11 protein-coding genes are annotated in these 12,536 nt (G+C 43.8%); 10 read left to right on the top strand and 1 reads right to left on the bottom strand.

The window, feature by feature from the left end:
* The first annotated feature begins 252 nt into the window (after nt 1-252).
* On the top strand, nt 253-741 hold the full coding sequence (locus tag ACZQK9_RS12725; protein ID WP_178016958.1) for a DNA-deoxyinosine glycosylase: 489 nt from the start codon (nt 253-255) through the stop codon (nt 739-741).
* Here the strand turns inward: ACZQK9_RS12725 and ACZQK9_RS12720 are convergent.
* Nucleotides 733-1,824, bottom strand: a complete 1,092-nt coding sequence (locus tag ACZQK9_RS12720; RefSeq protein ID WP_483270814.1) for an Mbeg1-like protein — start codon at nt 1,822-1,824, stop codon at nt 733-735. The two genes, ACZQK9_RS12725 and ACZQK9_RS12720, sit on opposite strands and share 9 nt — an antisense overlap.
* Nucleotides 1,825-2,022: 198 nt before the next feature.
* Here ACZQK9_RS12720 and ACZQK9_RS12715 point away from each other — a divergent pair, with 198 nt between their 5' ends.
* From ACZQK9_RS12715 to ACZQK9_RS12675, 9 genes are all read left to right on the top strand, one after another.
* Complete coding sequence (locus tag ACZQK9_RS12715) at nt 2,023-2,310, top strand: hypothetical protein (RefSeq protein WP_178016960.1); 288 nt, start codon at nt 2,023-2,025, stop codon at nt 2,308-2,310.
* Nucleotides 2,311-2,441: 131 nt separating this feature from the next.
* Entirely contained in the window at nt 2,442-4,562 is a 2,121-nt protein-coding gene (locus tag ACZQK9_RS12710; RefSeq protein WP_483270813.1) for an ATP-dependent helicase, read from the top strand.
* Nucleotides 4,563-4,645: 83 nt separating this feature from the next.
* Entirely contained in the window at nt 4,646-5,533 is an 888-nt protein-coding gene (locus ACZQK9_RS12705) for a DegV family protein (RefSeq protein ID WP_177981504.1), read from the top strand.
* On the top strand, nt 5,533-5,886 hold the full coding sequence (locus ACZQK9_RS12700) for a hypothetical protein (protein ID WP_178016963.1): 354 nt from the start codon (nt 5,533-5,535) through the stop codon (nt 5,884-5,886). The genes ACZQK9_RS12705 and ACZQK9_RS12700 overlap by 1 nt, the downstream gene beginning before the upstream one ends.
* The gene (locus ACZQK9_RS12695; RefSeq protein ID WP_483270812.1) at nt 5,859-6,848 is read left to right on the top strand and encodes a helix-turn-helix transcriptional regulator; all 990 of its coding nucleotides are present in this window, start codon (nt 5,859-5,861) and stop codon (nt 6,846-6,848) included. The genes ACZQK9_RS12700 and ACZQK9_RS12695 overlap by 28 nt, the downstream gene beginning before the upstream one ends.
* 132 nt (nt 6,849-6,980) lie before the next feature.
* A complete protein-coding gene (locus ACZQK9_RS12690) occupies nt 6,981-8,753 on the top strand; it encodes an AAA family ATPase (RefSeq protein ID WP_483270811.1) in 1,773 nt (590 codons plus the stop codon).
* Between the two features lie 279 nt (nt 8,754-9,032).
* Nucleotides 9,033-9,185, top strand: coding sequence for a hypothetical protein (locus ACZQK9_RS12685; RefSeq protein ID WP_483270810.1), 153 nt, complete (start codon nt 9,033-9,035; stop codon nt 9,183-9,185).
* A gap of 132 nt (nt 9,186-9,317) precedes the next feature.
* The gene (locus ACZQK9_RS12680) at nt 9,318-10,811 is read left to right on the top strand and encodes an AAA family ATPase (protein WP_483270809.1); all 1,494 of its coding nucleotides are present in this window, start codon (nt 9,318-9,320) and stop codon (nt 10,809-10,811) included.
* Between the two features lie 28 nt (nt 10,812-10,839).
* Nucleotides 10,840-12,534: a putative bifunctional diguanylate cyclase/phosphodiesterase gene (locus ACZQK9_RS12675; RefSeq protein WP_483270808.1), complete on the top strand. Its 1,695-nt coding sequence runs from the start codon at nt 10,840-10,842 to the stop codon at nt 12,532-12,534.
* Nucleotides 12,535-12,536 lie beyond the last annotated feature (2 nt).

The following is a 12,536-nucleotide window of genomic DNA, read 5'->3' as shown; positions in this document are numbered from 1 at the left end:
TTTGAGAACGGAAAGATGGATTGTTGATTGGATAGATATAAGATCTTTGTATGGAGTTCTGAAGGTACAGAAAGAAAAGACCGATACGGTCTTTTTTTTGTTATGGCGACGAGGAAAATGCACGCATTTATGCGGTGCATTTGACGACCGCTAATCAGAGCAAGATGCGCAGAGCGCAACTTGTCTCTGTATCATATTATATATGTGACAGAGGGACACTCCTTGTGACAAAAGCGTCCCCGAAGGAGCGCTATGGAACAACAACACCAGATACATACAATTGCACCAGTGTATAATGAAGCGTCTCGTATTCTGATACTGGGAAGCTTTCCTTCTGTGAAGTCAAGAGAAGCAGGATTTTTCTATGGACATCTGCAGAATCGTTTCTGGAAAGTGCTTGCGAATGTATTTCAGACGGAGGTGCCAGGTACGATTGCGGAGAAGAAAACATTTTTGCTGGAACATAGGGTTGCAGTCTGGGATGTAATCGGACAGTGCGAGATTGCAGGGTCTTCGGATAGTTCAATCCGTAATGTAGTTCCGAATCCGATTCAGGAAATTCTGGATGCGACGAAAGTAGAGCAGATTTTTGTAAACGGGAAAAAAGCAGAACAACTTTATAAGCGATATATTTATCCGGAAACAAAAAGAAATGCCCTCTGCCTGCCATCTACCAGCCCGGCAAATGCAAGCTGGAATCTGGAGAAGCTGACAGAGGCATGGAAAATTATATTAGGATGATGTGAAAGTCTTGATCATAATTTTAATCAGTAGAAATGCTGCGTCAGAGATGGAGTCACTTGTCTCATGCGGCAATTTCTTTTTCGTCTGAATGATTGTGCGGATATCTTTTAATTTTAATGTAAGAAAATCATCGACTGTTTCAATTCCGGCGGCATCCAGAATCTGAAAAACAGCTTCTACAATTTCTTTTCGTTTGTCCCTTGGGATTAGCGCAATCCATTCGCGGATTGCCTGATTTGCAAGTACACTTTGATTGGCAGGTGTAATTGCGTGAACAAAATGATTTCCAAGTACTTCCCAGGACATGGCATCATGTTGCTTCAGACCTTTATTTTCACTTTTAATAACGATGTAGTCCTCTTGATGTTCAAATAATCGTCCTACAACCGAGGATTCCGGTACAATTGTTGTGACGACAGGTAACAGATTCTGATATGCCGTACTCATAACGACATCCCTTGAGAATCCCGGACCATCATTGTTGTAGATAGCAATGATTCGATCACGCAATGATTTTTCACAGTACATTCCAGCGTAGATGGCGAAATTTCCACCTTTGGAATGACCTCCCAGACGAAGCGGCATAGACAGATCTGTAAAGGTGTTCAGATACGCAAGAGCTTTTTCTTGTCCTGGTGTCTGTTTTAGATAAAGCATATTGAAATCTTCGTGCCAGCCGACAAGCGTTGCATCTGTGCCAGAAAACGCAATATAGATGCTGTTATCATCCAACTGAATTGTGATAGCGGAAAATTGTGATTGCTCCTGCTCACTGATATCGTTGACATATCGCGATAATTTTGCATTCTTAAAACGATTACTCTTAGCCATTTCCTTGAGAACAAATATAGCATTTTTTGTCATGGATACATGATCAAGTAAATCCTGCTCATTGTTTTGCTTGAAAAAGTTCTTCGATGCGTCAAGCAGGGAGATGGCGTGTGCTGCGTTATCAGATACAATATTATTAAGTTCTACATAGACTAATTGTGATAGAATCAGATTGTCAATTTCATTAAATGGATCCTGTGAAAAAGTCAGGTCTCCACGCCATTTTATATAATCAATGATATTACTCATGAAATACCCCCTTTTTATGGATTCTTTCATAAAATAAATTAAAGATATTGTACCATATATGGATGGAAATTATAGAGATAAATAAAAATTTAATAGAAAATTCATTATTTTTTTGCGTGGGATGTTTTTTGTACACATAAAAAGTTAAGATGGGTACAACAAGGTGAGATTTCAATAAAAGAAAGGAAGCGCAGAAATATGAAACAATATGTAAATGGCAATAAAATTATAGAAGGAATCTACGTATGCAGTGCTGTGACAGGTGGTATGGTTGTTATCTCTATGCCTTTAGTTGGAGTGCTGTTGTTAGTAATCGCATTTTTAGCAAGACGTCTTGTAAAGCAGGCAAATATGGAAGACGAATATATGACTGAACCTAAGGTAAATAAGGTGACTGCCTGTAAGATACATGCAAACCGGGCAACTATGGCAGAAAATAAAGAAACAGTATCGCGCAAGAGTGAACGTATAAAGAAGGCAGCATAAGAATAATCCGTTGGAAAATGGCGCTACATTCGTGTCATTTGAACGGAGAATTGATTGACAAAAGAACTCATGTTCGATAATATGTCTATATATGACAGATATTGAATGTATGGATAGATTGGAGATTGGATATGAAGTTCCCCGATAAAATTACAGAAGAACAACAGAAAATTATACAGGCAACGGAAGGGTATATTCGTGTAGCGGCGGTGCCTGGATCCGGAAAAACCTTTGCACTTACTTATCGAATTGCATATCTGATTACAGAATTGTATGTAGATCCGGCATCCATTGTTGCATTGACATTTACAAATAAAGCAGCCGGAGAGATGAAACAGCGATTGAAGGATATCATAGGAGATAAATGTAACTGTTTTGCAGGTACTTTTCATGGTTATTGTAACAAGATCCTGAAGGAGGAGATTCATCGATTGTCGTTTCCAAAGACATTTTCTATTCTGGATAAGAAGGCAGAACTTGAACTGATTCGGGAAGTGGCAGATGAAGTGCATGTGTCGTTAAAGCAGAGTACTGCGCGGAAAATGATGGAAGAGATTGATCGGAAAAAGCTGGATACTACCTATATTGAATGGATGACAGAGCCGGATCTGTCTCATCTGGAGCAGATGATTGCACAGACAGATGAAGCATATCAGAAGGTGTTCTATGCGTATATCAAGAAAGAACGGGAGAATTATGTTCTTGATTTTGAGGATGTGATTCATTTTGCACTTTATATCTTTGACCATTTTCCAGAAGCACGGGAGACGTGGCAGGATCGGTGTATGTATGTGCTCTGTGATGAATTTCAGGATGTGAGTGCGGAGCAGTACCGGTTGTTAACGGTACTGAGTGGAAAATATGGGAATTTGTTTGTAGTTGGGGACGATGATCAGAATATATATTCCTGGAGAGGATCCAATCCTGAATATATGATTCATTTTCATGAGAATTATCCGGAGGTTAAAAGTTATCAGTTGACAGAGAATTTCCGGAGCACACCACAAGTGGTGGCATTGTCAAAATCATTGATTCACCAGAACCGGAACCGACTGGAGAAAGAAATGTTCACGAACAACCAGCCGGGAGCCAAGCCTGTGTTTAATCAGTTGAAAACGGAAAAAGAAGAATCTGCCTGGATTGCAAACTGTATTGCAGATGGGCAGGCACAGGGCAAATTGTATTCGGATTATGTGGTGCTTGTACGTGCATCTTCCCAGACACGTTCGCTGGAAGAAGCATTTGTCAGAAAGAAGGTTCCGTATAAGATCTTAAGTGGTGCCAAGTTCTACGAAGCGGAGGAGATTCGGACTGTGCTGGCATATCTGCGAATGATCTATAGTCAGACAGATCTGGATTTTCGATATACGATTGCACGGCCAAGACGTGGGTTTGGAAAGAAATCACAGGAGAAGCTGGCACTTTATGCAAAAGCGCATCAATGTACGATGTTTCAGGCGTTAGGGGCAGCGCTTGCGAGTGGGGAGATTACGAAGGAACCTGTTGTGCAATATTATCAGGAGATGCAACGGTTGCATGAGAACTATGGGAATTACTCTTCTCACGAGCTTGCGAAGGCATGCCTGGAACTTGGATATCGTACGGAGTTAGAACAGGATTTTGATCAGACGAAGCTGGATAATGTGTCAGAATTGCTGGATACTATTCAGACATTGGAAAAAGAAAATATGGAGCCGGTTCCACTTGGAGATATGTTGGAGCATTTTGCGCTTTTTACGGCACAGGATGAGGATACAAAGCACAATGTTGTGCGGGTGATGACGATTCATACGGCAAAAGGATTGGAATTTGACACCGTGTTTATACCAGGATTGATAGAAAATCAGTTTCCAAGTTACCGGCTGAAAAATGAAGATGAATATGAAGAGGAGCGACGATTATTGTATGTCGCTATGACGCGTGCAAAAAAGATGCTCTATCTCAGCAGTTATAAGAATAAGGTCGAAGGATATCCGGCACGAACTTCGTCCCTGTTATGTGGAATTGATACAGACTGTGTGGCATGTATCAATGGCAGCCGGTTACCATACGGATCCGTGACGGAACCGATGCGGGAAAAGATGCAATTTAAAGAGGGAGATATTGTTTGGCATAAGATTTTTGGAAAGGGTAGGATATTAAAAGCAGATACAGAAGCACAGGTTTATGAGATTCAGTTTGAACAGTTGTCTGCGATTAGACGGATTCAATTCCGGGCAGAATTAAGGTCAGAAGGATGGAATGATGATTGATTTTTTGTGTGAAATTGGCTATGATAAAACAGGTATGTCCTATGGGACAACAAAATAAATGCAGGCAAGGAGCGGTTTGGTTTATGGGAAATTATGTATTAAGCTGCTGTTCGACAGCGGATCTTTCAAAGGAACATTTTGAAGCAATCGATGTAAAATATATATGTTTTCATTTTGAATTGGATGGAACGCAGTATGAGGATAATCTGGGTGTCAGTATTCCGTTTGATGAGTTTTATGCGCGCATGGCAAATGGCGCAGACACGAAAACGTCGCAGGTCAATGCGGAGGAGTTTGAGGAGTATTTTCGCTCCTTTCTTGAGCAGGGACTGGATATCCTGCATATAAGTCTGTCGTCAGGAATCAGCGGCGTGATCAATTCGGCAAATATTGCAAAGGAGACACTGCAGGAGGAGTTTCCGGATCGGAAGATCTATGTTGTGGATTCTCTGGCAGCTTCATCCGGATATGGATTGTTGATGGACAAGCTTTCGGAGCTTCGCGCACAGGGAAAGACGATCGACGAGGTGCGTGATTTCGCGGAAGCGCATAAGCTGAATCTGAATCATTGGTTCTTTACTTCCGACCTCACATTTTTTATCAAAGGTGGGCGTGTGACGAAGACGGCAGGATTTATCGGGAATGTGCTGAACATCTGTCCACTTCTGAATGTAGACTATGAAGGAAAGCTGATTCCGCGATACAAGATCCGGACAAAGAAGAAAGTGATTCAGGCAATCGTGGATCGTATGGAAGAATGCGCAGAGGATGGACTTGACTATTCGGGCAAATGTTATATTTCCCAATCAGCGTGCTATGAAGACGCACGTGCGGTCGCGGATCTGATCGAGGCGAGATTCCCGAAGCTCGATGGAAAGGTAGAAATCAATCATATCGGTACGACAATTGGAAGCCATACAGGACCGGGGACAGTTGCGCTGTTCTTCTGGGGAAAGAAGCGGGAAGACTAATGAGGGAAGAACAAATATACAAAATTATCCGGATCGATGAGGAAGATTTTGGCTGTGAAGGCAGACCGGAAGGACAGCCCCCGATGGTACGCGTAGTGCTGGAGTCGGATGCGGGAGAGACGATGGTCGTGATGATGGAGGATGCCGTGATGTATGCCCGGAAACTGGATGTCGGAGAGATGACAGTATTGGGTATGGACGGGATGTTGTATCAGCCCGGAACAGCGATGGCGATTTCAGAAACAGAAGTTTTGCCGGTGAATATTGAGAAACAGGCAGAATGGATGGAAAGTTATTGGGATGCGCTGGAGGAATTGGAAGATCAATGGCAAAATCAGAGAATCAGAAATTAAAGCTATTATATATACGGAAATATCTGTTGGAACATACGGATAAGGATCATCGTGTGACAACGGCAGATATTATCCGGGAATTGGAAAAATACGAGATTAAAGCGGAACGCAAAAGTATCTACAATGATATCGAATGCCTGCGGGAATTCGGGATGGATATCAGACGGGTGCAGAAGAATCGTACCTACAGCTATTATGTGGCAAACCGCCCGTTTGAACTGCCGGAATTAAAACTTTTGGTGGACAGTGTGCAGAGTGCGCGGTTTATCACAAAGAAGAAGACGAATGATCTGATCAAAAAGATCGAGAAGCTGGCGGGGCAGTTTGAGGCATCGCAGTTACAACGACAGGTGTTTGTCGCAGGTCGTGTGAAGACGATGAATGACAGTATCTACCGGAATGTGGATCGGCTGCATATTGCGATATCGGAGAATTCCCAGATCCGGTTTCATTATTTTCAGTGGAATGTAAAAAAAGAACCGGAGCTTCGCCGGGATGGTACATATTATACGGTAAGTCCGTGGGCACTGAGCTGCAGTGATGGAAATTATTATCTGGTGGCATATGATGCGGAAGAAGCGAAGATCAAGCATTTCCGGGTGGATAAGATGCTGGATATTCAGATGACGGGAGAAAAAAGACAGGGAAAGTCTGTGTTCAATAAGTTTGATACCGCCATCTACGACAAAAAGCTGTTTGGGATGTTCAGCGGAACTGAAGAGCGTGTAAAGCTGCTCTGTGATAATGCATTAGCCGGAGTGATTCTTGACCGGTTTGGAACAGACGTGAACCTGATCCCGAAAGGAGAAAACCAGTTTACGGTCAATGTCGACGTTGCAGTGAGCCGCCAGTTTGTATTCTGGGTACTGGGACTTGGCGATGGAGCCAAGATCGTGGCACCGGAATCGGTTGTAGCATTCGTGCGGGAAGAAGTGACCCGGTTGGAACAACAATATATGTAAAAGTAATACTACATAATTGAAATAGAGTCAAAAGGATTGAACGATGTGTTCAATGACAAATGCAGTTCGACCAGATATACTGGACATCGTAGAAAAGACGATGAAAGAGTAAAGAAATGGAGCGTGATGCAGATGTCAGATGTAAGCTTAAATGTTTTCACAAGCCCGCATGAACGGCCGTTTGAAAATGTCAAGTACGGATTTAATGATGGTGCAGTCGATGGTGCAGTCGTTATCTTTGAAGATTCCAAAACCAGACAGGGCTACATAGATATATATGCGATTATGCCGGGCAATCCGCCGATGGATGAAATCAGGGAATGTAGAGATTTTGCCCGCAAACGGTTTGGTGACAGAATAAAGCCGGGAGCACTTCAGATCATGATACTTCCTGCTGTAGAGCAGATGAATGTTACGACAGGAATTACGTATTATGAGGGAAGCGCTGACGGGTTCTGGAAGGATGAAAAGGAACTTGTCCGTGACCTGTGCAGACGTGTGATGCGGGTGTTTCAGGTTCCGCAGAAGTCAATCTATCTGTATTACAGTGAAAACGATGATACAGGTTCGATTGCCTATTTCGGCTACTCCATCCGTTATTTCCAGCCGGAACAGATTGGGGCGCAGAGAGATGGAAAAAACGTAAAATGCTGCACGTTCCGTGAATTCAATGCAAGAAACAGACGCCTGGCTGCGGAGTCAGCAAAAGGGAAGGCAGAAGAAACCCAAAAGAAAAAAACATCGAACACTAATCAGAACAGCCAGGATGAAATGTTGGACGCTGCTACAGAAGCCTTTATGAAGCATTGTGATGCAGAGACTTACCAGCCGGAAGATGTTGATTTATGGGAGGAAGCGGATTATGGGGATACCCATGAGCCTACCATGCAGGAGCGGATTAAGATTTTTTTGCAGAACAATTCCTTTGCCCAGATGTTGTACTTTATGCAGGCAAGAGTGAAGGGGCAGCCGGAGCTGCCTAAGATTCTGGCAGGCGTATACCGCTATCTGCAGTGTATCGCAGAAAATAAGCAGGTGCATAATAACATCCTGCTTGCAGCACCTTCGGGCTGCGGTAAGACGGAGACCTTCCGGGCACTCAGAGATTTCTTTCGTGTGTATCTTCCGGACTTCCCGGTTCTTCAGGTTGATGTGACATCCATCACGGAGGAAGGTTTCAAGGGACCGGATACAGTCGAGATCGTCCGTGGATTGTTTGAAACAGCGGATCCAACGGGTATCGGAATTGTCTTTATGGACGAGTTCGATAAGAAGCTGTCTCCATCCTTTACAAGTGGTGGCAATAACGTGAATGCGGCGGTGCAGGCACAGATCCTTACTTTGCTGGAAGGACGAACAGTCACGCTGCAGAATCAGATGATTGACACGGGCAATACGCTGTTTATCGGACTCGGATCTTTCGACGCATGCAGACAAAAACGTGAGACAAAGCGTGGTGGTCTTGGGTTTGGAGCGACTGCACAGAGTGAGCAGGAAGATCATTACCATCCGATCTCCAGAGCAGAAATGATCAAGATGGGGGCATCCTATGAGTTGCTTGGACGGTTCCAGATCATTGCGAATTACTATCGGTTATCCAAAAAGATGGTAAACGAAATTATCGACAGACGATTGGAAGAGCTGTCGGATTCCATTGGCTACCGGGTCGAGGTTACAGACGATCTGCGGGAGCAGCTCTGGGAGCAGGCAAACGGAAAGTACGGATGCCGTATGTTGGAGAACACGCTGGTCGATCAGGCAATGTCGATTTTGCCGACACTTCTGGTCGAAGAAGCTTCTGCAAAAAATGCAGTTGTGGTGCTGGACAAGAACGGACAGTCGCGTGTCGGGAAGCCTGAAACAACGAAAAAAACAGTAGACGTAGACGAATTGCCATTTGTGTAAAACAAAAAAGAATGGATCCAGGAGTTATCCCATGGATCCATTTTTTGCGCTGTGTATGTCATACAGCATATGATTGTGCAGTGTATGTCATACAGCATATGATATTCAACGAGCCGGCAGGCGGGATGTGAACCTTCCGGGCACTGCACGATTATATGAGCATGCATATGCCGAAGGTATCGGTTACACAGATAGACATAACCTCTATTACAGAAGAAGGGTATAAAGGAAAAGACACAAATGCCATTGAGGAACCACTCTATAGAACAGGAGTGCCGCATGCTGCAAAGTATCTTGCAGGAAGGCGCTATGACTGCATATTCGGACATCTTGAAAATGCGTGAGGCAGGAAGACGCTATCAGGTAATTCTGGATGTAGGAAACGGGTACCGGATTGAAGAAATCATGGAATATGAGAAAATATGGGATTAAATATCAAATAAACCTCATATACAATCGTATAATAATTGCAATAAAAATAGCTGTTGTAAAATTGACAAAAATGTGGTTTCATAGAACATAGGATTATTATGCGATATTATAGAAAAAGAGGGGAATTATAGTATGCCAGTTTTCGATTTTTCGAATTCATCGAGTACATCAGACAAGCAGGCAAAGCCTGTCTGTACGTACATGACATTTTTGTCTGATGCCAAAGAGAAAACACCGGAGGAACCAATCCTGGTGTTAGATAATACAAGCCGTAAATGGGCGCATCATGCGTCCGGCATGTTTGCGAATCAGAGCAAACATACGGCGTTTGAATTCAATGATACAGATGGAACATGGTCTGCGGATATTCTGCGTGTAGATGCGCGGTTTATCAGTCTGATCAAATGGCTCGGAGATAACCGGATTCCAATCCGTCTGTCCGGACAGAATATGGAGGATGGCTATGCCGTCTATAAGATCCGGGAGACTGCATATGGCGGTGCGACAAAGCTGTCCGCAGAGGATGGTTTCCTGCAGTTTATGATCGAGCGGCTGCTTGCAAGTAGTGCAGCAGAGGAAGTTGAGGAGGACGAGGACGCGGACGAAGTCGGTGATGAGATGAAGCTGACAAGCCTGCAGAGTATTTCCGATTTCATGATGTGCGCAGGTAAGACGATGCCGGACAATATTCGTCTCTGGGCACGAAGAAATCTCGCGGTCGCGCGTTCGAGTGAGGTGTCACAGGAAGAACGACGTCATGCACAGCGTGCTCTTTCTATTATGCTGAATGTGCAATGGAAGAGCAATTATTTCGAGGCGATAGATCCGGTGTGGGCGAGGAAAATCTTAGATGAAGAGCTGTACGGATTAGAGCGTGTAAAACAGAGAATCATGGAAACAATCATCCAGATCAACCGGACACATACATTACCGGCGTATGGACTTCTTCTGGTAGGACCTGCCGGTACCGGAAAGTCGCAGATCGCGTATGCGGTAGCACGCATCCTGAAGCTTCCGTGGACAACTCTCGATATGAGTTCCATCAAGGATCCGGAGCAGCTTACCGGAAGCTCCCGAATTTACGCGAATGCGAAACCGGGAATTATCATGGAAGCATTCTCGAATGCAGGTGAATCGAATCTGGTATTTATCATCAACGAGCTGGATAAGGCGGCATCCGGCAAGGGAAATGGCAACCCGGCGGATGTGCTTCTGACGCTTCTGGATAACCTTGGATTTACAGATAATTATATGGAATGTATGGTGCCGACGACCGGTGTCTATCCGATTGCAACAGCAAATAATAAGGAAGATATCAGTGCACCGATCATGTCGAGATTCGCAGTGATTGATATTCCGGATTATACATTTGAAGAAAAGAAGATTATATTCACGAAGTTTGCAATGCCGAAGGTACTGAAACGTATCGGGCTTCAGGAAGAGGAGTGTGTGGTGACAGATGCGGGCTTAGATGCAGTGATTCATCAGTTTGAGAATACCACAGGAATTCGGGATATCGAGCAGGCGGCGGAACATCTGGCGGCAAATGCCTTGTATCAGATTGAGGTAGAGCATGCAGGGCATGTGGTATTTGATGCTGCACAGGTAGAGATGTTGTTTGCATAATGGGATAGAGGAAAACAGGGAGATTAATATGTGTGAAAAGTTGGAGTTCGATGAGAAGTACAAAGCATTTACAGAGGTATTGCACCGGGAGGCTCAGACATTTGAACAGTGTGAGAAAAATGTGGTGCAGGCACTTGCAATTGTTGCAGAGAATCTGAAGCTTGGCAAAGTGAAATATGAGCTGGACGCTCCGGTATCCAAGATTCGTCCGCACGGGGAGCATCGGGCTGGAAAATTATTTGACAATCAGAATGGGGCATATGGAAAGGCAAAGCATCAGGTATTTGTACTGCCAGATGGCGGAACGATGACGTTTTCTGTTTATCCGTGTGAGGATGTGGACTACTCAAAGGAAGATCAGGATACACAGCAGATTTTGCTGAGGGAGATATATATTCAGTTTAGTCATGTTATGATGCAGGGATTACTGCGCGGCGTATTGCTGACGGATATGGCAACCGGTGTTGCGAATCCGGAGGCATTTATGCAGTTTATTGGCAAACAGTTAGCGAACGGACAGATTCATACCTATACGGTATTTTTCTTCAATGTGCATAATTTCAAATATGTGAATAAGATTTTCCCTTATGAAGAGGGAGATGTTATATTACGCAATTACGCCGGAATGGTAGATAAGATGTTGCTGGACGATGAGATTATCGCGCGTCTCGGAGGTGACAATTTTGTCGCATTAGTAAAAAATGAGCGAAGCGGGATTTTTTTATCAAAAATTCAGAATCTCCGTCTATATCATCGGACCGAAATCAAGGAAAAAGAGTTTGTATTTGGTGCGACAATCGGTGTCAGTAAGCTGGAAGATATCCGGGCGCCGAGAGATGTAATGGCACGCGCAAGTATTGCATATCAGGCTGCCAGACAGAAGGGCAGCGGAACGGTTGCATTTTATTCGACAGAGATCCAGAATAAAATAATGGAGGCACAGGGAATCATTGCAAGCGTTCTTCCTGCGCTCGAAGCACATGAATTTGTGGTCTATTATCAGCCGAAGGTTGATGTTAATTCGAACAAAATCTGTGGTGCAGAGGCATTGGTACGTTGGATGCACGAGGGCAGACTGATTCCGCCGATGCAGTTTATTCCACAGCTTGAGCGGGAGGGAAGTGTGTGCAGGCTTGATTATTATGTGTTGGAAGAGACCTGTCGGTTTATCCGCAAGCAGCTGGATGAAGGAAAAAAAGTTCCGTGTATCTCTGTGAATTTCTCCAGAAAACATCTGGAGGAGGATTGTCTGGTGAGAAAAATCGTCAATGTGATTGACAAGTACGGTATCGATCACAGTTATATCGAGATTGAGCTGACAGAGAGTGAGGATTTCCAGAACTACGAGATTATGTCGGAGATTGTCAATGGACTTCGTAGCGAAGGCATCGCAACTTCGATTGATGATTTTGGAACCGGTTATTCATCTTTGAATATGATCAAGAAGGTAGATTTGAATGTAATTAAGATTGATAAGTCATTTATTCCAATGGAGACAGAATATCCGGGCAAAGAGACAGATATGGTAATGTTTGTAAGTATCGTTGATTTGGTGCGCAAGCTTGGTAAGAAGACGATTGCAGAAGGTGTAGAGACGAAGGAACAGTTACAATATTTAAGACAGGTTGGCTGTGATATTGTGCAGGGATATGTATTTGATAAGCCAATGCCGGAAGCGGACTTTGAGACACGTCTGGAACGAGGATATGAAGATGGAGAGTAGTT

It is taken from the genome of Wujia sp., assembly GCF_056872695.1.
The sequence above is the reverse complement of the archived record's forward strand: the minus strand, read 5'-3'. Positions and strand labels throughout refer to the sequence as shown.

Coding starts and splice junctions, on each gene's coding strand:
- ACZQK9_RS12725 (WP_178016958.1), top strand. CDS start 253: ATGGAACAACAACACCAGATACATACAATTGCACCAGTGTATAATGAA.
- ACZQK9_RS12720 (WP_483270814.1), bottom strand. CDS start 1,824: ATGAGTAATATCATTGATTATATAAAATGGCGTGGAGACCTGACTTTT.
- ACZQK9_RS12715 (WP_178016960.1), top strand. CDS start 2,023: ATGAAACAATATGTAAATGGCAATAAAATTATAGAAGGAATCTACGTA.
- ACZQK9_RS12710 (WP_483270813.1), top strand. CDS start 2,442: ATGAAGTTCCCCGATAAAATTACAGAAGAACAACAGAAAATTATACAG.
- ACZQK9_RS12705 (WP_177981504.1), top strand. CDS start 4,646: ATGGGAAATTATGTATTAAGCTGCTGTTCGACAGCGGATCTTTCAAAG.
- ACZQK9_RS12700 (WP_178016963.1), top strand. CDS start 5,533: ATGAGGGAAGAACAAATATACAAAATTATCCGGATCGATGAGGAAGAT.
- ACZQK9_RS12695 (WP_483270812.1), top strand. CDS start 5,859: ATGGCAAAATCAGAGAATCAGAAATTAAAGCTATTATATATACGGAAA.
- ACZQK9_RS12690 (WP_483270811.1), top strand. CDS start 6,981: ATGTCAGATGTAAGCTTAAATGTTTTCACAAGCCCGCATGAACGGCCG.
- ACZQK9_RS12685 (WP_483270810.1), top strand. CDS start 9,033: ATGCTGCAAAGTATCTTGCAGGAAGGCGCTATGACTGCATATTCGGAC.
- ACZQK9_RS12680 (WP_483270809.1), top strand. CDS start 9,318: ATGCCAGTTTTCGATTTTTCGAATTCATCGAGTACATCAGACAAGCAG.
- ACZQK9_RS12675 (WP_483270808.1), top strand. CDS start 10,840: ATGTGTGAAAAGTTGGAGTTCGATGAGAAGTACAAAGCATTTACAGAG.